17 protein-coding genes are annotated in these 20,672 nt (G+C 72.2%); 5 read left to right on the top strand and 12 right to left on the bottom strand.

What is annotated here, in order from left to right; translation table 11 throughout:
• Window positions 1-174: 174 nt before the first annotated feature.
• Entirely contained in the window at window positions 175-1,386 is a 1,212-nt protein-coding gene (gene mgt, locus ACFWYM_RS16580) for a macrolide-inactivating glycosyltransferase (protein ID WP_384836524.1), read from the bottom strand.
• A gap of 70 nt (window positions 1,387-1,456) precedes the next feature.
• Window positions 1,457-1,903 carry a MarR family winged helix-turn-helix transcriptional regulator gene (locus tag ACFWYM_RS16585; RefSeq protein WP_384836528.1) on the bottom strand — a complete coding sequence of 149 codons (447 nt, stop codon included), beginning with the start codon at window positions 1,901-1,903 and terminating at the stop codon, window positions 1,457-1,459.
• An 84-nt stretch (window positions 1,904-1,987) separates the two neighbouring features.
• On the opposite strand from ACFWYM_RS16585, the gene ACFWYM_RS16590 reads away from it, so the two are divergent.
• Entirely contained in the window at window positions 1,988-3,103 is a 1,116-nt protein-coding gene (locus tag ACFWYM_RS16590) for a hypothetical protein (RefSeq protein ID WP_384836531.1), read from the top strand.
• A 79-nt stretch (window positions 3,104-3,182) separates the two neighbouring features.
• On the opposite strand, the gene ACFWYM_RS16595 is transcribed toward ACFWYM_RS16590, so the two are convergent.
• From ACFWYM_RS16595 to ACFWYM_RS16605, 3 genes are read right to left on the bottom strand one after another with little or no spacing between them, the layout of a single operon-like run.
• Window positions 3,183-4,496 carry an ABC transporter substrate-binding protein gene (locus ACFWYM_RS16595; RefSeq protein WP_384836533.1) on the bottom strand — a complete coding sequence of 438 codons (1,314 nt, stop codon included), beginning with the start codon at window positions 4,494-4,496 and terminating at the stop codon, window positions 3,183-3,185.
• The gene (locus ACFWYM_RS16600) at window positions 4,496-5,344 is read right to left on the bottom strand and encodes a carbohydrate ABC transporter permease (protein WP_384836536.1); all 849 of its coding nucleotides are present in this window, start codon (window positions 5,342-5,344) and stop codon (window positions 4,496-4,498) included. Before ACFWYM_RS16600 ends, ACFWYM_RS16595 begins: the two co-directional genes overlap by 1 nt.
• The gene (locus ACFWYM_RS16605; protein ID WP_384836539.1) at window positions 5,341-6,264 is read right to left on the bottom strand and encodes a carbohydrate ABC transporter permease; all 924 of its coding nucleotides are present in this window, start codon (window positions 6,262-6,264) and stop codon (window positions 5,341-5,343) included. The genes ACFWYM_RS16600 and ACFWYM_RS16605 overlap by 4 nt, the downstream gene beginning before the upstream one ends.
• Before the next feature lie 219 nt (window positions 6,265-6,483).
• On the opposite strand from ACFWYM_RS16605, the gene ACFWYM_RS16610 reads away from it, so the two are divergent.
• Window positions 6,484-7,338, top strand: a complete 855-nt coding sequence (locus ACFWYM_RS16610) for a phosphotransferase enzyme family protein (RefSeq protein WP_384836542.1) — start codon at window positions 6,484-6,486, stop codon at window positions 7,336-7,338.
• 27 nt (window positions 7,339-7,365) lie between these two features.
• On the opposite strand, the gene ACFWYM_RS16615 is transcribed toward ACFWYM_RS16610, so the two are convergent.
• The 4 genes from ACFWYM_RS16615 to ACFWYM_RS16630 form a co-directional block, all read right to left on the bottom strand.
• A complete protein-coding gene (locus tag ACFWYM_RS16615) occupies window positions 7,366-8,088 on the bottom strand; it encodes a 3'-5' exonuclease (protein WP_384836545.1) in 723 nt (240 codons plus the stop codon).
• Between the two features lie 124 nt (window positions 8,089-8,212).
• Window positions 8,213-9,478: an SAV2148 family HEPN domain-containing protein gene (locus ACFWYM_RS16620; RefSeq protein WP_384836547.1), complete on the bottom strand. Its 1,266-nt coding sequence runs from the start codon at window positions 9,476-9,478 to the stop codon at window positions 8,213-8,215.
• 118 nt (window positions 9,479-9,596) lie between these two features.
• Window positions 9,597-10,916: a copper amine oxidase gene (locus ACFWYM_RS16625; RefSeq protein ID WP_384836550.1), complete on the bottom strand. Its 1,320-nt coding sequence runs from the start codon at window positions 10,914-10,916 to the stop codon at window positions 9,597-9,599.
• 64 nt (window positions 10,917-10,980) lie between these two features.
• Entirely contained in the window at window positions 10,981-11,772 is a 792-nt protein-coding gene (locus tag ACFWYM_RS16630; RefSeq protein WP_384836552.1) for a Tat pathway signal sequence domain protein, read from the bottom strand.
• A 160-nt stretch (window positions 11,773-11,932) separates the two neighbouring features.
• Between ACFWYM_RS16630 and glgX the strand changes: the two genes are divergently transcribed.
• Together glgX and treY are read left to right on the top strand one after the other, a co-directional pair.
• Window positions 11,933-14,086, top strand: a complete 2,154-nt coding sequence (gene glgX, locus ACFWYM_RS16635; protein ID WP_384836555.1) for a glycogen debranching protein GlgX — start codon at window positions 11,933-11,935, stop codon at window positions 14,084-14,086.
• An 81-nt stretch (window positions 14,087-14,167) separates the two neighbouring features.
• Window positions 14,168-16,612 (top strand): malto-oligosyltrehalose synthase, encoded by a 2,445-nt coding sequence (treY, locus tag ACFWYM_RS16640; protein ID WP_384836557.1) that lies wholly within the window; start codon window positions 14,168-14,170, stop codon window positions 16,610-16,612.
• Between the two features lie 53 nt (window positions 16,613-16,665).
• Here the strand turns inward: treY and ACFWYM_RS16645 are convergent, their stop codons facing one another.
• On the bottom strand, window positions 16,666-17,787 hold the full coding sequence (locus ACFWYM_RS16645; protein ID WP_384836560.1) for a cytochrome P450: 1,122 nt from the start codon (window positions 17,785-17,787) through the stop codon (window positions 16,666-16,668).
• Between the two features lie 338 nt (window positions 17,788-18,125).
• Between ACFWYM_RS16645 and ACFWYM_RS16650 the strand changes: the two genes are divergently transcribed.
• On the top strand, window positions 18,126-19,373 hold the full coding sequence (locus ACFWYM_RS16650) for a M14 family zinc carboxypeptidase (RefSeq protein ID WP_384836563.1): 1,248 nt from the start codon (window positions 18,126-18,128) through the stop codon (window positions 19,371-19,373).
• Window positions 19,374-19,419: 46 nt separating this feature from the next.
• Here ACFWYM_RS16650 and ACFWYM_RS16655 read toward each other — a convergent pair whose 3' ends face one another.
• Together ACFWYM_RS16655 and ACFWYM_RS16660 are read right to left on the bottom strand one after the other, a co-directional pair.
• Window positions 19,420-19,854: an SSI family serine proteinase inhibitor gene (locus tag ACFWYM_RS16655; RefSeq protein WP_384836566.1), complete on the bottom strand. Its 435-nt coding sequence runs from the start codon at window positions 19,852-19,854 to the stop codon at window positions 19,420-19,422.
• Between the two features lie 119 nt (window positions 19,855-19,973).
• Window positions 19,974-20,522, bottom strand: a complete 549-nt coding sequence (locus ACFWYM_RS16660) for an FHA domain-containing protein (RefSeq protein WP_384836568.1) — start codon at window positions 20,520-20,522, stop codon at window positions 19,974-19,976.
• Window positions 20,523-20,672: the final 150 nt, after the last annotated feature.

A 20,672-nucleotide genomic window follows, 5' to 3' on the forward strand; every position in this document is an offset into this window, starting at 1 on the left:
GTGCAACCTTTGAGCAGGGGTAAGGGTCCAACGGGGCAGATGAGTCAATGGCGATTCCAGGATGAGCCCGCGTTACCTGAGCGTTATGGAGCGACCGGGCCGTTATCCAATCACCACGCAATCCCCTCCGGGAGCACCACAACCGTCCCGCCCCCGGAGGACACGCCCCCCGTCTCACACTCGCTGATGCGCCGCGAGCTCCGCCTCGATCAGATCGGCGGCCCGCCGCGTGCCGCCCTCCGCCGCCATGTCCCGCTGGATCTCCGCGAGCCTCCGGGCGACCTCCGGGTCGTCGACGAGCGCGAGCACCGCCTCCCGCAGCGCCTCCGCCGTGGCCTCCTCCATCGGCAGATGGCGGGCGACGCCGAGGCCCTGCAGCATGTCGGCGTTGCCGAACTGGTCCACGGCCTGCGGCACCGCCACCATCGGCGTCGCGGTGGCGAGCCCTTCCTGGCTGCCGCCCGCCCCGGCGTGCGTGATGAAGGCGTCGGCCTTCTTCAGGACCGCCAACTGCGGTACCCACTGGCGCACTTCGACGTTCGCGGGGATCTCCCCGAGGTCGTCCGCCGCGACGTGCTTGCCGACCTGGAGCACCACGTGCCACCCGGGCAGCTCCCCGAACGCCCGGATGCACGCCCGGTAGAAGTCGGGCTGCTTGGTGAAGGACGAGCCGAGCGAGACCAGCAGCACCTTCTCCGCTCCGGCGGGCCGCTCCCAGTCGCCCTGCGCCGCCCGGTCGCCCTGGCAGGCGCCGACGAAGGTGTGCACGCTCTCGTCGACCCGGTCGGCCTGCGGCTGGAGGGCCTTGGGGATCAGCACGAGGGAGCGCGGCGGCCGCCCCACGAAGGGGTCGGGGTGCTGGTCGACCCCGTTCTCCGTCAGCCAGCCGGTGAAGCGCTCGTAGTACGCCTTGCCGCGCTCGCTCTCCTTGAGCTCCGCGTACATCGGCTCGGCGACCTCCTCCTCGTACCCCTCCCAGGCCACGAGGTTGGGCGAGAGTGAGATCTCGCGGACGCCCCAGCGGCGGGCGAGCACCCGGGCCGGATAGGAGGTGATGTCGTGCAGGACGAGGTCGGGCTCGTCGCCCTCGTACGCCTTCGCCAGCTGGGGCAGGGCGTGGACGGCGTCGGCGAGGAACGGCTCGATGTTGTCGATCAGTTCGGTGCCCCACGCCTCGGGGTCGTCGTCCGGGCCCGGCAGGGTGGTGGTGTAGAGGACGGGCTCGGCCCCGGTCTCGGCGACCTTCTCCTCGAAGAGGTGCGGGATCGCGTACGTGACGCGGTGGCCGCGCGCGACGAGCTCACGGATCACTTCGAGGCTGGGGTTCACATGGCCGTGGGCGGCGATGGAGAACATGGCGACATGGGCACGCGGGCGACTGGTCATGCCGCCACCCTAAGCGAGACGATACGTCTCGTGCAACCAGTCTTCCGGCTGCGCGCCCCCGCCCGTCCCCCTACTCGATCTCGTCCGCCGACTCCCCCGCCGCCTGGTTGTAGCGGAGCAGATACTCGGCGAACCGCTCCAGGTCCGGCCCGCCCCAGTCGGCGAGCCGCTCCCGGAAGGCGACCCGGCGCGCGGCGGTGACCTGGCCCAGGACCTCGATGCCGCGCCCGGTGAGGTGCAGCACGTGCACCCGGTGGTCGGTCGGGTCGAGCCGCCGCTCCACCAGGCCGGCCTTCTCCAGGGCGCCGACCTGTCTGCTGATCGTCGACTTGTCGAGGGTGTAGTGCGCGGCGAGATCCGTGGCCCGGCAGCCGCCCTGGTACTCGAGGTGGCTGAGCAGCGTGAAGGACACGAGCGAGAGCTCGGGGTGCATCCGCGCGGCGGTGGCGCGGGCCCGCCGGGCGAACGCCGTCATCTCCCGCTGAATGATCTCGATGGACTCGTCGCGTTCGGCCACGATTTCTCCCTTCCGGCCAATGGTTGTACAGTACAACATCGCCGTAGAGTTGTATAAGCCAACCATCTGGAAGTGATCCCCGCCATGTCCGAGCGGCCTGCCCCTGCCCCTACCGCACCCGCCCACGCGCTGCGCGGTCCCCTGCGCCACGTGCTCCTCCATCTGGTCACGCCGCTGCTGATGTGCCTCGGCATGGGCCTGGCCTACATGGGGGCGTTCGTGACGCCGGAGCCCCATGAGCTGCCGATCGCCGTCGTCGGCTCGGGCCAGCAGACCCAGGTGCTCGCGCAGACCGTCAAGGACCAGGCGGGCGACGCCCTCGACGTGCGCACGGTGGGCTCGCGCGCCGCCGCCGTCGACGCCCTCAAGTCCCAGTCGATATCCGGCGCCTATCTGCCCGGCAAGAAGGCGCCCGAGCTGATCGTGGCGTCCGCGGGCTCCGACATGAGCGCGCTCGCCGTCGAGAAGCTCTTCACGCCGGTCGCCGCCGAGCAGGGCGTGCCGCTGAAGATCACCAACGTGGCGCCCCCGGTCGACGACGACCCCACCGGCCAGGGCCTGTTCTTCCTCCTGGTCGCGGTGAGCATCGGCTCGTACGCCTCGGTCGCGGTCCTCGGCGCGGCGGGCGGCGCGCTGCGGATGCGGGCCCGCGCGGGCCTGGCCGTCGGGGTCTCCTTCGTGGTCAGCCTCATCGGCGCCGCGCTCGCCGGGCCCGTCTTCCACCTGGTGCACCAGGGCCTGTGGGGCGTGTGGGGCATGGCCTGGCTCTACTCGGCGGGCATCCTGCTGATCGGCGTCGGCCTGCACCCGTTCCTGAAGCGCTGGACCACGCTCGCCATGATGGTGCTCTTCGTGATGCTCAACTTCACGTCGTCCGGCGGCCTGTTCCGCCCCGAGCTCCAGAACGGCTTCTTCGGCTCCCTGCACGCCTTCTGGAACGGCGCGGGCTTCGTCGAGGGCATGCGCACCCACGTGTACTTCGGCGGCCACGGCCTCGCCCCGCATGTGTGGACGCTGGTCGCGTGGCTGGCCGTCGGCGCCCTGCTGACGACGGTGGCGGGGCTGGTGGAGCGCCGGGGCCGGGTCACGGAGAGCGCGGCCACCACTCCGGCCCACAGCCACAAGCGGCTGCCCGTGGAGGCGGCTTCGGGGGCCGAGGCGGAAGTCGAGGAGGAGATGGAGGAGTCGGTCGCCGTGTGACGTCGGCCGCTCCTTCTCGTACGGAGACGGGGCCCCGCACCACGGTGGTGCGGGGCCCCGGCTCCGTACCGCCGTCCCGTCATCTCTGATAGCGCGCGAGCACCAAGTTGCCGTCCTTCACCAGGCGGGTGCGCAGCTCGTCCAGGCCGATCGCGCCGCTGTAGTACTCCTGGAGCGCGGGCGTCGCGATCTTGTCCTTCCACTCCGCGTAGCCGCGCACCGACTGCGCGGGGGCCGGGCGAAGGTCGGCCGCGAGGGCCGTGCCCGTCGCCCAGTCGTCCTTGGCGGTGTGCAGGGCCGGGTCCTTCAGGGCCTCCTTGCCCGTCGGGAGCATCCAGTCGCCGCGGGCGAGGCGGACCATGTTCTTCGGCTGGAGGAAGAAGTCGATGAACTCGGCCGCCTCCTTCTTGTGGTCGCTGTCCTCGGCGACCGAGAGCGTCTGCGGGCTGACGCCCTGGGCGAGCCCCTCCGATCCCGCCGGGGCGGGCAGCACCTGCCAGTCGAAGCCCTTGGGGGCCTGCTGGACGATCTGCTGGCGGTAGGAGAAGCCGAGCGGCACCATCGCGTACTTGCCGCCGAAGAAGCCCGGCAGGGTGTCCGAGCCGCCCATGCCGAGCGTCGTGCTCGACGCGCTCTTGTCGGTGTTGACCTGGTCGTGGATGGTGCGCGGCACCGCCTCGTCCTGCGCGTCGAAGCGGATCTCCACCTTGCCGTCCGCGCCCCGGTGGAACATCTGGCCGCCCGTGGAGAGGCTCAGGTTGAGCGTCGCGGAGACCGGCTCCTTGAGCGGCCAGGCCACCCCGTACTTCCCCTTGCCGCCGCTCAGTTGCTTGCTGATCTCACGGAACTCGTCCCAGGACCACGGCTTCTCCGGCGTCGGGATGCGCACCCCGGACTCCTTGAGCCACTTCGCGTTGGCGATGAGGACGCGCGGCTCCTGGAGGAACGGGACGCCGTACACGCCGTCACCGCCGTCCTTCCTGGGGAACGTCGTGGTGTCCCAACTCCGCCCGGGGATGTCGGACTTGAGGCGCTCGGGGAGCAGCGTGCGCAGATCCGCGAGGTAGCCGCCGTAGGCGAAGTCCGCGAGGTCGTCCGAGGCGTCGTGGATGATGTCCGGCGCCTCGCCGCCCTCGAAGGAGGTGAGCAGCTGGTCGTGGACGCTGTTCCAGTCGCCCTGGACGTACTCGACCTTGACGTCCGGATGGCTCGCGTTCCACTCCTTGACGAGCTCCTTGTTGGCGTCGACGGACTCCTTCTGCCAGGCCAGGGACTGGAAGCGGAGGGTCACCCTGCCGTCGTCGCTCCCGGAGCCGGAGCTGCACCCCGCAAGCAGCAGTGAGAGAGCCGCCACCGCGGTCGTCAGCAGGCGTGCCGTGTGCCGTCGTCGCATCAGCTCTTCACCGCCCCGGCCAGCATGCCGCCCGTGATCCGCTTCTGGATGAGGGCGAAGACGACGAGGGACGGGAGGGTCGCGAGGAACGCCGCGGCCGCGAGCGGGCCGAGGTCGGCGGCGCCCTCCGCGCCGATGAAGTGCGTGAGGACGACCGGCAAGGTCTGCTTCTCCGGGGTCTTGAGCAGGACGAGGGCGAAGAAGAACTCGTTCCACGCGGTGATGAAGGCGAACAGCGCCGTGGCCACGATGCCGGGGGCGAGCAGCGGCGCCGTGATCGAGACGAGCGTGCGCAGCTTGCCTGCGCCGTCGACCGCCGCCGCCTCCTCCAGCTCCGTCGGTACGGCGCGCACATACCCGACCAGCATCCACAGCGCGAACGGCAGCGACCACACCACGTACACCATGATCAGGCCCGCAAGGGAGTTGATCATGTGGAGGTTCTTCAGGACGAGGAACAGCGGGATGATGATGAGCACGAACGGGAACGCCTGGCTGACCACCACCCAGCCGGTCGCCGCCCGCGCGAGGAGCGTGCGGTGCCGCGCCATCACATAGGCCATGGGCGTCGCGATGACGACGGCGATGACGGCCGCGCCGACCGCCGCGATCAGGGAGTTGGCGGCGGCGTGCAGCAGCGGCTGCTCGTCGAACGCCTGCCGGAAGTTGTCGAGCGTCGGGTCCTCGGGGATCCAGGTGGGGTGCAGGCTGCCGAGCTCGCGCGGCGGCTTGAACGCCGTGGAGATCAGCCACAGGAACGGGAAGGCCAGGAAGACGAGATAGCCGAGCAGCGCGAGGTACTGGCCCACGCGCGCGGGCCTGCTCGCCCTGCGGGTGCCGGTGCTCATCGGTCCTCGCCTCCCCGCAGCCGGCCCACCAGGTAGACGGCGAGGCACACGGAGATCACGGCCACCATCACGCAGCCCATCGCCGCCGCGTAGCCGAACTGGCCGTAGCGGAACGCCTCTTCGTAGGCGAAGAGCATCGGCAGCCGGGTGCGGCCGCCGGGACCGCCGCTGGTCAGGACGTAGACCAGGGCGAAGGAGTTGAAGTTCCAGATGAAGTTGAGCGCCGTGATGGCCAGGGCGATCGGCTTCAGGGCGGGCCAGGTGACGGTGAGGAAGCGGCGCCAGGCGCCCGCGCCGTCCATCTCGGCCGCCTCGTGCAGCTCGCGCGGCGTGTTCTGGAGTCCGGCGAGGAGCGCCACCGTGGTCTGCGGCATGCCCGCCCAGACACCGACGACGATCACCGCGGGCAGCGCCGTGCCGAGCCCGGTCAGCCAGTCCCTGCCGTCGCCCAGGTGCAGATCGCGCAGCGTCTCGTTGAGGACCCCCGCGTCCGGGTTGTAGACGAGCCGCCACATGATGCCGACGACGACCTCGGGCATCGCCCACGGGATGATCGCGAGCGACCGGGCCAGCCAGCGCAGGCGCAGATTCTGGTTGAGCAGCAGCGCGAGCCCGAGCGCGAGCAGGAACTGCGGCACGGTGACGCCGACCGCCCACAGCAGGCCGATGCGGAACGAGTCCCAGAACAGCGTGTCGTGCAGCAGGTCCTGGAAGTTGAGGAGGCCGATCCACTGCGTCGGCTCCGTGCGGCCCGACTGGGAGTCGGTGAAGGAGAGCGCGATGCCGTACAGGAGCGGCCCGACGCTGAGGACGAGGATCGGGATCAGCGCGGGCAGGACCAGGAACCAGGCCCCGTGGTCGGTGGGTCTGCGCGCGGGCGCGCCGGATGTGGGCCGCTTCGTCGCGGCCGCCAATGTCACGGGATCGGCTCCTTCGGGCGGTTCGTCGGCAACGGCCGCCCCGGCGGCCCCGTCATGATGCTGACGTGATCGTGCTGACGTGATCTTGATACGTCAAGCGTCCGCGCAGGCCCGGTGGCCTGTGGGAATGCGAGACTTGTGGCCGTGCGCGAGCCTGGCGGCGGACGCGTGGGTGCCGTGCGAGAGCCGTGCGGCACGCGGTGGTGCGGGAGGCGACAGATGGACGAGGCGCGGGCGCGCGAGGTACTGGCCGCGGCGGCCCTGCCGGCCGACGCCCCCCTGCTGGCGCTCGGCGAGAACGCGGTGTTCGCCGACGCCGAGCTGGTGGTCAAGGTCGGCCGGGCCGCGCCCGAGCTCCTGGAGCGGGCCCGGCGGGAGCTGCGGATCGCGCACTGGCTGGAGGAGAGCGGCGTCCCCGCCGTGCGCGCCGCCGAGCCCAAGGCCCGTCTGGTGGACGGCCATCCGGTGACGCTCTGGCACCGCCTCCCCGACGCCGTGCGCCCCGCCGAACCCGCCGACCTGGCCCCGCTGCTGCGACGCGTGCACACCCTTGACTCCCCCTCCTTCGACCTGCCCCGGCGCGAACTGCTCGGCGGCGTCGAGCGCTGGCTGCGGCTCGCGGGCGACGCGGTCGACCCGGAGGACGCCGACTATCTGCGCGAGCGCCGCGACGGCTTCGCCGCGGCGGCGGCCGCCCTCACCCCGCACCTGCCGCCCGGCCCGATCCACGGCGACGCACTGCCCCGCAATGTGCACGTCGGCCCGGACGGTCCCGTCCTCGTCGACCTGGAGACCTTCTCCGCCGACCTGCGCGAGCACGACCTGGTGGTCCTCGCCCTCTCCCGCGACCGGTACGGCCTGGACCCCGACACCTACGACGCGTTCACGCGCGCGTACGGCTGGGACGTGCGCGAGTGGGACGGCTGCGCGGTCCTGCGCGGCGCCCGGGAGACGGCGAGCTGTGCGTGGGTGGCACAGCACGCGCCGGGCAACCCGAAGGCGCTCGCCGAGTTCCGCAGGCGCGTGGCGTCGCTGCGGGACGGGGACGCGACGGTGCGCTGGTACCCCTTCTGACCCGCACGCCTCTCAGGAGGCCGGTGCTCACACCCCCGTGGCGCTGAACTCCCCGCGCAGCGGCCACGTCCCGTCGACCACCGCGGCCGGGTCGCCCTTGCCGCGCAGGAACTTCTGGAAGTCCGCCGCCCACTGCGCGTACCACTCGATCTGGCGGCGGTGCAGCTCCGCCGGGCCGAGGGCCGCGACCTTCGGGTGGCGGTCGGCTATCGCACAGGCGAGCTCGGCCGCGGCCTGCGCGTCCGCCGCCGCGTCGTGCGCTGCGGACAGCACCACCCCGTACTCCCTGCAGACCGCCTCCAGATTCCGCTTGCCCTTGCGGTAGCGCTCCACGGAGCGGTCGATCGTGTACGGGTCGATGACCGGGGCGGGCTCGGTGCCGAGGCGGTCGCGCAGCGACGGCAGGCCGTGCCGGTGCAGCTCGGCGGTGAGGAGGCTGAGGTCGAATGTCGCGTTGTACGCCACGACCGGGACGCCCGACTGCCAGTACGAGGTGAGGACGCCCGCGATCGCGTCGGCGACCTCGGCTGCGGGGCGGCCCTCCGCCGCCGCCCGCTCGTCCGTGATGCCGTGCACCGCCACCGCGTCGCCGGGGATCGGGACGCCGGGGTCGGCCAGCCACTCGCGGCGGCCGAGCACCTGCCGCGCTCTGACCTCGATCACCGCGCCCGTCACGATGCGTGCCTGTGCCGGATCCGTCCCCGTCGTCTCCAGGTCGAACCCGATCAGCAGCTCCCGGTGCCAGCCCATGGCCGCCCCCTTCTTCGGTGGTGCGTTCCCCCAATGACCACCACGATCCCATGCGCCACTGACAATGCGAGGGGCCCCTTCCGCTTCCCGCTCGCCAAGGGCGCCGTGCCCCGGGGCAGCGGGCTCAGGACACCGGCCGCGAGTCCGCCCACGCCAGCTCGAACTCCTCCCGGTACGTCTCGAAGAGTCCGCTCTCACCCTGCTGCTCCCACCCGCCCTCCCCGGGCTTCCCCGCCCGCACCACCCGGCCACCGCCGCGCAGCACGAGCACCGGCGCCTCCATGCCGCGCGTCCGGCGCAGATACGACTGGACGACGGCGATCCCGTCCGCGCCGTCCCCGTCGACCAGATACGCCGTGAACCGGGGCGTCTCGTCGAAGACCTGGATCTCGAACGCGCCGGGGTCGCGCAGCCGGGCCCGTACCCGCCGCATGTGCAGGATGTTCATCTCGACGCTGCGGCTCAACTCACCGCGCTTCAGCCCTAGTTCCCGCTCCCGGCGCTTGACCGCGCTGCTCGCCGGGTTGAGGAAGAGCAGCCGCACCCGGCAGCCGGACTCCGCGAGGCGGACGAGGCGGCGCCCGGAGAAGTTCTGCACCAGGAGATTGAGACCTATCCCGATCGCGTCCAGGCGCCGCGCCCCGCCGAAGAGATCCTCGGCCGGAAACTGACGAAGGAGGCGCACCCGGTCCGCGTGCACCCCCACCACGTCCCCGTAACGGTCCCCGACCAGGTCCTCCACGGCGTCGACGGGCAGCCGGCGCGCGGAGGGCGTGTCGGAGCCTGCGCCGAGTATGTCCAGGAGCCGGGCCGAGGCGCGCTCCGCCTGGGCGAGCACGGCCGTGGACAGGGCGCGGTTGCGGGAGACGACGTTGCGCGTCACCTCCAGCTCGTCCAGGGCGAGTTCGACGTCGCGCCGGTCGTCGAAGTAGGGCTCGAAGCACGGCCAGTGCTGCACCATCAGCTCGCGCAGCTGCGGCAGCGTCAGAAAGCTCAGGACGTTGTCGTCGGCCGGGTCGAGCAAATAGCCCTTGCGGCGGCTGACTTCCCGTACGGCGACGGCGCGCTGGACCCACTCCTGGCCCGCGGGCCCGGCGGCGGCGACCACCCAGTCGTCGGCGTGCACCGGTTCATAGATGGGGCGCAGAACAGCGGCCACGACGGCGCGCAGCCGCTGTTCCACCAGGTTCAGCCAGATGTAGGCCCGCCCGGCGCGCTGCGCGCGGGTGCGCACCTCGCGCCAGGCGTCGGCGCCCCAGTCCAGCTCGGGGCCGATCTGGGCGCCGATCTCCATCGGCCGTGCCAGCGACACCGCTCCGGGCGGTCCGTCCGCGGAGCTCCCCTCGTGACCCTCGTCACCAGGGGGCAGCTCCCGTCCACCCGAGCTCACTCGCGCTACCCCTTCCGGTTCCCCGGTATACGCCGAATACCCCGTACCCCCGTTCAACGATCAAGGAAGGGTACTCCGGGAGCGGCGGCCGGTGCAGCCGGATGGGGATGAGCATTTCTCAACTTCCGCCCTGGGTATTGCCGTTCTGGTTCGCGAGGTCGGCCGGAGTGAGCGGATTCATAGCGGTCACGTCCCGCGGAGCGAGCGAGAAGCCCTGCCAGTGGACCGGCATCGGCTGCTGGTCCTCGTCCCGCGCGATGTGGTGGAAGCCGATGTTGACCCAGGTGATCGGGTGCGTCAGCGTCTGCCCGTTCACCCACTTGTCGACGCTCTTGGGGCCGCAGTTCTCGGTCAGATTGTCGCTGGCGTACTCCTCGCACTTCTTGTACTGCGTGAAGTACACGTCGTGGCTGGTGTAGCTGCGCCCGGGGAACTTGACGGTGTGGCCCGGCACGATCTCGTAGCTGCGCGGGTGGCCGTCCTTGTTCTTGCCGGCCGTGCTCACCACGCGCCACCAGCGCGCGCCCTTGGCGTCGCCGGCCAGCTCCTTGGTGACGGGCGTCCGGGTCGTCTTCGTCTTCGGGTTGCCCCGCCCGCTGGGCGCGGTCACCTTGGAGTCGTACTGCTCGACCTTCGACTTCGAAGAGCCGTCCAGGCCGAAGTTGAGCCTCCAGAAGACGTTGTGGCTGTGGCTCTCCGCGTAGTCGCGGGCTCCCTTGCCGATCGGCCAGCCCTTGCCGTCCGTGCCGTTGTAGTCGTATGGGGAGAGGCTGCCGGTGGCGCCCACGTTCGACGTGATCGTGCCGTCCGAGGAGAAGCGCCACTCGGTGATGTACTCGTACCAGGACGCCTTGTTGACCGTGTAGACGAGCAGGTCCTTTGCCTGGGCGCTGTAGGTCTTTCCGTTGCCGCCCGTGCTCTCGTCGTTGTAGAGGTGGTAGGCGTGGCCACGCGCGCGCGTGGTGGTGCACAGCCCGCCCTTCACGTTCTGCCCGTCGACGCCGACGGTCTTCAGGGTGCCGCCGGGGCAGTCACCGGGCTTCAGGGGCAGCAGATTGGACATCATGCTGGCCTCGGTCATGTCCTGGTACTCGTTCTCGCCGTCGTCGTACGGCACGTGGACCTGCGCGAGGCGCGCGTCGGTGAGCACGGCTATCGGCTTCGGCTCGTTCTTCGGCTGGTACGAGATGTTGTCCAGGATGAGGCCCATGGTGCTGTCGTAGCGCCAGCACATGCGCCACGTGGTGCCGCCGTCGACGGTCTGCTCGATGCGGTAGGCGGCGCTGCAGGACGGGGCGGCCGCGGGGGCCTTCTTCGCGGCCTTGTTGGGCGCGGCTCCCGCCGGGCCCGCCGCGACGACGGCGGCTCCGAGCAGCGCGGTGACCGCAAGGGCGGTGGCGGCGCGCCTGCGGGCGCGCACAACTCTTCTGACGTGCATGCGAGATGACTCCCTTGTACGGGAAAACTCGTGCGAGTGGTGGTCTGTTGGCGGTCGGCGGCGGTCAGGGCAGCCGGGTGACCGAGCGGGCGCTGAGGTCGACGATCAGCTTCCTCGTGTCGATCCAGGGGCCGTTGACGACCTTGGTGACGAGGCTGATGCACCGGTGGTCGCCGCACTTGGAGAGGGCGGCCGGCAGCTGCTCCACGTTCTGCTTCTTGAAGACGAAGGCGCTCAGGCTCAGCTGGTCGGGCGAGGCGAGCTCCTTGCCCATGGCGTGCTTGTAGTCCTTCTTGAGGTCCGCGCCGAGCGGGTCGGCGATCAACAGCTGTGCCGCCTCGGTCAGTTCGTCCTTGGCGGCGGGTGGCTGCACGCCGTGCGACGTGTCCGTGTTCTCGACCTTGCCGGTGGAGAGGTTGACCGTCTTGGTGACCAGGACGTCGTCCTTGTAGTCGTAGTAGACGATGTCGGCGCGACGCGCTGCGGCACTCCCCGCTGCATCGGCCGGTTCCGCGTCCCCGGCGAGGTTCGTGGAGAGCAGCTGCGGGCCGCGGTCCCCCTCCACGTCCCGGGCCGACAGGCGGACGTTGCCCGCCGTGGCGATGCTCTTCGCGCGCTTCACCTCGTCGGGCGTCAGCGGGTCGCTGCCGACGCCCTTGGCGCCCTCCGCGGGCGCGTCCTCGTAGACACCGTCCTTGGGAATCGCGTTCTGTTCGGCCGATCCGGCGCCGGTCGTGCGGTCCCCCGACCCGCCCGAACCCGGCAGGACCAGGCCCACCGTCACCGCGGCGGCCGCGACCGCCACCGCCGTGCCTGTGATCAGCTTCCCGAGGTGGCGTCTGACTGTCTCGCGCACATCCTCCCCCTACTTCCCCTGTTACCCCATTGAATGGGCATAACGAGTATGTGGTCGGACGGTTAGACGGACGGAACTCGTGGGTGGTTGCCCCACTTTCGGGGAGACTCTGGCCAAAGTGGCCCCAAGCCGAGGGGGCGTTAGTGGAAGAGTCGAATCCATGCAGGTCTGGCCAGGACAGCCGTACCCCCTGGGTGCCGCGTACGACGGCGCCGGCACGAATTTCGCGGTCTTCTCCGAGGTCGCCGAGCGCGTGGAGCTCGTGCTGCTGCACGACGACGGCTCGGAGACGGCGGTGGAGCTGCGCGAGTCGGACGCGTTCGTGCGCCACGCCTATCTGCCCGGCGTCATGCCCGGCCAGCGCTACGGCTTCCGTGTGCACGGGCCGTACAAACCCGCGCGCGGGCACCGCTGCAACTCCGCGAAGCTGCTGCTCGACCCGTACGCGCGCGCGGTCAGCGGCGCCGTCGCCTGGGGCGAGGAGGTGTACGGCTACCCCTTCGGCGCCCCGGACAAGCGCAACGACCTGGACTCGGCGCCGCACATGATGACGTCGGTGGTGGTCAACCCGTACTTCGACTGGGGCGACGACCGGCCGCCGCGCACCCCGTACCACGAGACCGTGATCTACGAGGCCCATGTGAAGGGCCTGACGATGCTGCATCCGGAGCTCCCGGAGGAGGCACGTGGCTCATACGCGGCGCTCGCGCACCCCGCGATCCTCGAACACCTCACGGAACTGGGCGTCACCGCCCTGGAGTTGATGCCGGTCCACCAGTTCGTGAACGACCACCGGCTCGCCGACGCGGGCCTGTCGAACTACTGGGGCTACAACACCATCGGCTTCTTCGCGCCGCACAACGCATACGCCTCCTGGGGCGACCGCGGCGAGCAGGTCCTGGAGTTCAAGCAGGCCGTGAAGGCGCTGCACGAGGCGGGCATCGAGGTGATCCTGGACGTCGTCTACAACCACACGGCCGAGGGCAACCACCTGGGCCCCACGCTCTCCTTCAAGGGCCTCGACAACGCCTCGTACTACCGCCTCACGGACGATCCCCGCTACTACATGGACACCACGGGGACGGGCAATTCGCTCCTCATGCGCTCGCCGCACGTGCTGCAGCTGATCATGGATTCGCTGCGGCACTGGGTGACCGAGATGCACGTGGACGGCTTCCGCTTCGATCTCGCGGCCACCCTCGCCCGCCAGTTCCACGAGGTGGACCGGCTCTCGTCGTTCTTCGACCTGGTGCAGCAGGACCCGGTGGTGAGCCAGGTGAAGCTGATCGCCGAGCCCTGGGACGTCGGCGAGGGCGGCTATCAGGTGGGCAATTTTCCGCCGATGTGGACGGAGTGGAACGGCAAGTACCGCGACACCGTACGGGACTTGTGGCGGGGCGAGCCACGCACGCTCGCCGAGTTCGCGTCCCGGCTCACCGGCTCTTCGGACCTCTACCAGGACGACGGGCGGCGCCCCTTGGCGTCGATCAACTTCACCACCTGCCACGACGGCTTCACGCTGCACGACCTGGTCGCCTACAACGACAAGCACAACGAGGCCAACGGAGAGGACAACCAGGACGGCGAGAGCCACAACCGCTCCTGGAACTGCGGCGCCGAGGGCGAGACGGACGACCCGGACGTACTCGCCCTGCGCGAGCGGCAGATGAGGAACTTCACCGCCACGCTGATGCTCTCCCAGGGCGTGCCGATGCTCAGCCACGGGGACGAGTTCGCCCGCACCCAAGGAGGCAACAACAACGCCTACTGCCAGGACAGCGAGATCTCCTGGGTGCGGTGGCCGGAGGCAGCCGACGGCGACGGCACGGACGCCGAGGCCGGGCGCGCGAGCTCCCAACTGGCCTTCACGCGCGCGATGGCGTGGCTCCGACGCGACCACCCCGTCTTCCGAAGGCGCCGCTTCTTCCACGGCCGCCCGGTCGAGGGCACCCACGACGAGCTGTCCGACATCGCGTGGTTCACGCCGGAGGGCGAGGAGATGACACAGGAGGACTGGGACGCCACGCAGGCGCGGGCCCTCACGGTGTTCCTGAACGGCAACGCGATCTCGGAGCCGGGCCCGCGCGGCGAGCGCATCACCGACGACTCGTTCCTGCTGATGTTCAACGCCTCGGACCAGCCCATGGAGTTCACGGTTCCGGTCAACCACGGGCGGCAGTGGCAGATCATCGTCGACACGGCCGACACCGCCCACGCCGACGTGGTGCCGCCGGAGGCGGGGCAGAAGACGCGGGCCGGTGAGCGGCTGACGCTGCCCGACCGGAGTCTCACGGTGCTGCAGCGTCCGGCGTAGGAGTCCCGGGCCCGGGGACCCGGGTGGCACGAAGGTGACCCGGGTGGCACGAAAGCCGCGCATCCGGGTACGTACGTTCGCATGACGTCCACGCGCCCTGAGTCCCCGGTGTTCCCGGTGCCCGCGCCCCCGACGGCCACCTACCGCTTGCAGCTCCAGCCCGGCTTCCCGTTCCGGGCCGCCGCCGAGGCCGTCCCGTACCTGGCCGGCCTCGGCGTCTCCCATCTGCACCTGTCGCCGGTCCTGGAGGCGGTGCCCGGCTCGACGCACGGCTACGACGTGGTCGACCACGCGCGCGTGCGGGCCGAGTTGGGCGGCGAGGACGGCCTGCGCGCGCTGGCCCGCACCGCGCGCGAGCACGGCCTCGGGCTGGTCGCGGACATTGTGCCGAACCACATGGCGGCCGTCCCGCGCCACAACCACGCCCTGTGGGAGGTGCTGCGGGAAGGGCCGCGCTCTCCGTACGCGCGCTGGTTCGACATCCGCTGGGGGGCGGGCCGCGGCCGGGTGCTGCTGCCGTTCCTCGCCCACCGGATCACCGACGAACTGGAGCACTTCAGGGTCGACGGCGACGTACTGCACTACAAGGAGCACACGTTTCCGCTGCGCACGGGCACCGAGAAGCTGCCGCTGCCACAGCTGCTGTCCGCGCAGTGGTACCGCCTGTGCTGGTGGCGGCTGGCCCGCACCGAGCTCAACTACCGGCGCTTCTTCACCATTTCGGACCTCATAGGAGTGCGCGTCGAGGACCCGGAGGTCTTCGACGCGACCCACGCCACCATGCTGCGGCTGCTGCGCGAGGGCGTCCTGGACGGGCTGCGCGTCGACCACCCCGACGGGCTCGCCGACCCCGGCGCGTACCTCCAGCGGCTGCACGACGCCACCGACGGGCGCTGGACGACCGTCGAGAAGATCCTCGCCGACGGGGAGCGGCTGCCCGCCGCCTGGCCCGTCGCGGGCACCACCGGCTACGACGCGCTGCGCCACGTCGACGGCGTCCTCACCGACCCGGCGGGCGCCGCCGAACTCCTCGACCACTACCGGCGGTTCGCCGCCCCGCCCGACGACCGCGGCGGCGACTGGCGGGCCACGGTGCGCCGGGCCGCCTACAAGGTCCTCACCCACGAGCTGGCCACCGAGGTGGCCGCCCTCACGCGCGCGGCGGCCTCGTTCTGCGCGGCGGACCCGGCGCTGCGCGACCACGCCCCGTGGGCGCTGCGCACGGCCCTGTGCGAGCTCCTGGTCCGCCTGCCCGTCTACCGGCCCTACGCGCGCGGGGGCGACGACCCGGCGGCGGTCCTCACCCTGCGCGACGCCGACGAGGCCAAGGCGGTGTTCGCGGTCCGCGAGGAGGCCGAAGCGGTCGACGTCGTACGGGACCTGGCGCTCGGCAGACTCGGCACGGGGGCCGGGCACGGGATGTTCCGGGCCCGGTTCGCGCAGACCGCGTCCGCGCTGCGCGCCAAGTCGGTGGAGGACACCGCCTTCTACCGGCACACGCCGCTCCTGTCGGCCACGGAGGTGGGCGGCGCCCCGGAGCGGCCCGCGCTGCCCGTGGAGGAGTTCCACGCCTACTGCGCGCGCGTGCAGCGCGACTGGCCGTACTCCGGCACCGTCCTGACCACGCACGACACCAAGCGCAGCGCCGACGTACGGGCGGGCATCGCCGTCCTCACCCAGTGCCCCGAGGAGTGGGCCCGGCTCCTGGCCGACGTCACCGAGCGCACCGCGCGCGACGGTGGCACGGCCGCGCCCGACCTCCAACTGGCCTGGGCGGCCTGGCAGACGGTGGTCGGCCTCGGCCCCGACTCCCCGGCCGAGGACGCGTACCGCCCGCCGCAGCCCTACGAAGAGCGCCTGCGCGAGGCCCTGTTGAAGCACGCGCGCGAGGCGGGCCTGCACACCAGCTGGACCGAGCCGGACGAGGCGTACGAGCACGCCGTACGGGACTTCGTCGCGGCGGGACCCGGTGGCCCGCCCGGACGCACCGTGACGGAGTGGGCGCGGCGCCTGGACCCCCATGTGCGGGCCAACGTCCTCGGGGCGGTCCTGCTGCACCTGACGATGCCGGGCGTCCCCGACGTCTACCAGGGCACGGAGCGCACGTACCGGGCCCTGGTGGACCCCGACAACCGCGCCCCCGTCACCTTCGGCGGGCCGGTCCCCGCCGACGCCCGGGAGGCCGGGGGCGACTCCGCGCGCAAGGCGGCCGTGACGGTGGCGGCGCTGCGGCTGCGGGCGCGGCGGCCGGAGGTGTTCGGCGGCACGGGGACGTACGAGCCGCTGGCCCCGGACGGTCCGGGCGCGCCGCACTGTCTCGCCTTCACGCGCTCCGGGGCGGTGCTCACGGCGGTCACCCGGCTCTCGCTGCGGCTCGCCGAGGCGGGCGGCTGGCGGGACACGCTGCTGCCGCTTCCGGAGGGCCGGTGGGCGGATCTGCTGTGCCCCGGACGGGAGTTCACGGGGCACGCGCGCGTGGCGGAGCTGTTCGCGGAGCTGCCGGTGACGCTCCTGGAGCAGGCGTGAGACGCCCGGGCGCGACGGCCTGCCCGGAGGCGGCCGAGGCGTCAGCGGGGACGTCAGCGGGGACGTATCGACAGCAGGCGCGGAGCCCGCGCCAGGAGCCCGCGCGGGACCGGCCTGAACCCCGGCGTCCAGCGCAGCCCCGGCAGGACCTCCAGGAGGGCGCGCAGCCCCCGCTCCGCCGCGAGCGCGGCCAGGTCGGCGCCGAGGCAGGCGTGCCGGCCCGCGCCACCCGCGAGCCGGCTCGCGTCGGCCCGGAAGACGTCGTAGCGGTCCGGGTCGGCGAACCGCGCGGGGTCGCGGCCCGCCGCGCCGATCAGGCAGGCGACGCGCGCCCCCGGCGGCAGCGGCGTCCCGGCCACGGTCACGGGGGCGACGGCGCGGCGCAGCACGACGGGCCGGGGCGGGTCGCGGCGCAGCGACTCCGCCCAGGCCGCCGGTATCAGCTCGGGCCGCTCCCGCACCAGCTCCAACTGCCCTGGATGGTCGAGGAGGTTGGCGAGGAACGAGGCGAGCCCCAGAGCGGCCGCCTCGCCGCCCGCGCCGAGGACCTCCCCGACGAGCCCCGTCACGGCCTCGTCGGACAGCGGCCGCCCGCCGGGCTCCGCCGTGCACAGGACGGACAGCAGGTCGGCCCCGGGGTGGGCGCGGCGGCGCACGATGTGGGGGCGCAGACAGGCGTCGAGTCCAGGGTGGCGGCCCGCCGCGTGGGTGAGGCCGGTGCGGCACCAGTCCTGGAGGCGTGCGGTCTCTTCGTAGGGCAGCCCCAGGGCGGCGACGACCGCGGCGGCGGGCAGCCACTGGCAGAACTCCGCGACGAGGTCGGCCTCTTGGCGGGCCGCGATGCGGCGGGCCAGCACATAGGCGGTGCGTTCCAAGCCGGGTGCCAGGGCGGCCAGGGCGCGCCCCCGCAGGGCCGGTTCGAGGAGGGCGCGGTGGGCGTCGTGTGTGGCGCCCTCCTGGTGCACGAGGGTGCGCCCCGGGGGCGGCGCGAGCAGCCGGGGCTCCGCGAGGGCGGCGCGCACGTCCTCGTACCGGCTGACCAGCCATGCCCCGAAGGGCTCGTCGTGGAGCAGGGGGTGCTCCTCGCGGAGCGTGCGGTAGAGCGGGTGGGGGTCGCGCTCGACGGCGGGGGCGAGGAGGCTCGGGACGGCCCTTCGTACGGGGGGCGGTTCCACCCTGCGTACAGGGGGCGGCTCCGGCGCTCTCACGCCCGAGGGGGCGCGGGAAACTCCAAGAACTCCGAGACCACCAGGAAGGCACAGCACCGCCGGGCTCCCGCCTGTGCGTCAGCGCGCCGGATGCCCGCGCCGGTGTGCCCCCAGCGGACCATTCCGGGGCTCCCGCAGCAGCTCACGTACGCCCGAACGGGTGAGGTGCGGGGTGGCTGTGACGTCTCGGATCCCACCGGGCGGCCGGGGGTGCCGGACGTCCGGGACACCCTGCGGCAGCCGCTTGACACTCGCCCCGACGCGTGGCGTACTGCGGATTGCGTCAGTGGGCGGACCAGACGGGGGTGAGTCAACTGACGACTCAGCGCTATCTCAATGTGGCCGAACTCTTGCTGTCCGCCCGCGCGTTAGCGGCACACCGGCCGGAACTGACCACCCTGCGACAGATCGGCGCCTCCCGGGCGGGGCGGCCGCTGCATCTGCTGTCCATCGGCCATGCTCCGCGCGCGGTGCTCGTGGTCGCGGGCGCGCACGCCAACGAGCCCACCGGCGGCTCGACACTCCTGCATCTGGCCGAACGGGTCCTGAACGACCGGGAGTTGCTCGACGGCACGTCGTGGCACTTCTTGTTGTGCGCCGACCCGGACGGCGCGAGCCTGCACCGCACCCCGGCGCCGCGCACCCTGTTCGACTACCACCGCCACTTCTTCCGGCCGGCGGGCCCCGAGCAGCCGGAGTGGTCGCCCTCGGTGCTGCCGCCCGACCGGCTGCCGCCGGAGACCCGCGCGCTGACCCGCGTCATCGACGAAGTGCGGCCCTACTTGCAGGTGTCCCTGCACGGGACCGACCTCGGGGGCAGCTGGGTGCAGCTGACCAGGGACATCCCGGGGCTCGCGGAGCCGTTCGCCAAGTCGGCGGCGGAGCTGCACATTCCGGTGGAGACGGGGGCGTCGGACGCGGCGGGCTGGCCGGTCTCGGGGCCCGGGGTGCACGTCCTGCCGGGGCCCGGCTCCGGCGCGGCCTACCCGAGCCTCCCGGAGGACGCCCGGCACACCACCTGGCATCACGCCCACCGCTACGGGGGGCTCACCGCGATCGTCGAAGTGCCCATGTGGGCCAGCGATCTCGTGGACGACCGGACCGCGCACCCGGCGCCCGACACGGCGCTGCGGGCCGTCGCGTGGCGGCTGCGCCGGGACGCCCGTGTCGTCGAGGGGGTGTTCGCCGAGGCGCTGCCGCGCCTGCCGGACACCGAAGGGCCGCTGCTGCGCGCCGCACGGTGGGCGCTCGACCTGGTCCCCGGGCTCGTGCACGACTGGGCGCGGCTGCCGCCCGCGGACACGACGCGGGCGTACATCGGCAGCGTCGACGCCTTCGGGCGGCGCCTTCCGCTGCGTGCGGCGGCGATGCTGATGCGGGTGCTCGAGGAGGCGGACGACCGGGCCGCGCCCCGCCTGGAGAGGCTGGTGGCGCACTGGAGCGAGGGGTTCGCCGAACGGTTCAGGGCCCGCTGGGTGCCGTTGGAGCACCAGGTCGAGCACCAGTCGCGGACCACGGTGGCGGCGGCGCGGCACGCGCGCGTGCGGACGTGAAGGGCCGCACGCGCGCGTGAGGGACGGAGATCCCCTTCTTGGGCGCCTACTTGTCGTGCGTCCCGAAGATCCCGCCGGTGCGGTCCTTCATCACGCAGGAGTTGGGGAAGTTCTGCGCGAAGACCTGCCGGCGCCCGTTCCAGACGCCGTACGCGACCGCCGTCACCGGCTTGTAGATCATGGGGCAGGCGATGTTGAGCGGCGCGGCCTTGCCGATGTCGCCCTTGGCCTTCTTCAGCGCCGCGCAGGCCGCCTCGTCCCCGGCGGCGTGGTCGCCCCTCGGCGGGCAGCGCAGGAGGTGGCCGTCGAGGTCGCCCATGACGCTCTCGCCCTGCATGACCGCGAGGTACATCCAGTTGCCCGGCAGCGACTGCCCGGCGGGCGGCTCCTGGGTGTCCGCCTGGGCCGGGCCCGCGCCCGTCGCGAGCAGGGTGCCCGCTGCCGCGGCCGCCAGCAGAGCGTTCCGTAGCGCCTTCGCCATGTCCGTTCACCGTTCCTTGCGTTCGGGGTGTGCGCGGACGTACGTCCGCACCGCTGCATCCATCGGCACAGCGGGGCCCCGAGCGCACCCGGGGTGCCCCCGGACTCACTCGAACGGGATCATGTGACGGCGAGGCGGAACGCCATCCGGCCGAAGCTCACCTGGTCGCCCTCGCGCACGACGGCGGCGCCGACGACCCGGCGGCCGTTCACGGACGTGCCGTTGGTCGAGCCGAGGTCGCGCAGCACCCACATGCCGCCCTGGCGGCTCAGCTCGGCGTGCACGCGGGAGACGGTGTCGTGGCTCAGGCGCAGGCCGTTGGCGGGGTCGCGGCCGATCCGCAGCGGGTAGGGGCTCGGCGTCGGCAGGAGCAGCTTCGGCAGGCGCTCGGCCTGCCAGGCCCGGCGCAGCCGGACGGTGAACCCGGAGACCGCCTCGACGGCCCCGAAGAACCGCCGCGACCAGCGGCCCTCGACGGTCAGATCGGCGGTCAGGACGGCCAGTTCCTCGGATCTGCGGGCGGCGAGCGCGAGCTCCATGCGGCGCACGAACGTGTCGTGCGACAGCTTGCCGAGGGCCGCGCCCTCCCTGAGCACCTCCAGGGCCCGGTCGCGCTCGGCATCCGACACGCGCCCGGGATAGGTGTGGAACTCGTAGGAGGACGTCACCTGCCGATTGTCGGGCAGGGGGGTCCGGGGTGTCCAGAAACCTTCTTCCGACCACGTGGCGATCACATCTGTCGCACCATGGACGGGCGTTGGGGGCAACGAGCGGATCGACGACCGGATCGACGAGCGGATCTTCGAGGGGGAACCTCA

Source organism: Streptomyces sp. NPDC059009 (genome assembly GCF_042740175.1).
In the GTDB taxonomy this organism is placed as follows: Bacteria; Actinomycetota; Actinomycetes; order Streptomycetales; family Streptomycetaceae; genus Streptomyces.

Coding starts and splice junctions, on each gene's coding strand:
- ACFWYM_RS16625 (WP_384836550.1), bottom strand. CDS start 10,916: ATGCACGTCAGAAGAGTTGTGCGCGCCCGCAGGCGCGCCGCCACCGCC.
- ACFWYM_RS16600 (WP_384836536.1), bottom strand. CDS start 5,344: ATGAGCACCGGCACCCGCAGGGCGAGCAGGCCCGCGCGCGTGGGCCAG.
- ACFWYM_RS16590 (WP_384836531.1), top strand. CDS start 1,988: ATGTCCGAGCGGCCTGCCCCTGCCCCTACCGCACCCGCCCACGCGCTG.
- treY (WP_384836557.1), top strand. CDS start 14,168: ATGACGTCCACGCGCCCTGAGTCCCCGGTGTTCCCGGTGCCCGCGCCC.
- ACFWYM_RS16595 (WP_384836533.1), bottom strand. CDS start 4,496: ATGCGACGACGGCACACGGCACGCCTGCTGACGACCGCGGTGGCGGCT.
- mgt (WP_384836524.1), bottom strand. CDS start 1,386: ATGACCAGTCGCCCGCGTGCCCATGTCGCCATGTTCTCCATCGCCGCC.
- glgX (WP_384836555.1), top strand. CDS start 11,933: ATGCAGGTCTGGCCAGGACAGCCGTACCCCCTGGGTGCCGCGTACGAC.
- ACFWYM_RS16615 (WP_384836545.1), bottom strand. CDS start 8,088: ATGGGCTGGCACCGGGAGCTGCTGATCGGGTTCGACCTGGAGACGACG.
- ACFWYM_RS16610 (WP_384836542.1), top strand. CDS start 6,484: ATGGACGAGGCGCGGGCGCGCGAGGTACTGGCCGCGGCGGCCCTGCCG.
- ACFWYM_RS16655 (WP_384836566.1), bottom strand. CDS start 19,854: ATGGCGAAGGCGCTACGGAACGCTCTGCTGGCGGCCGCGGCAGCGGGC.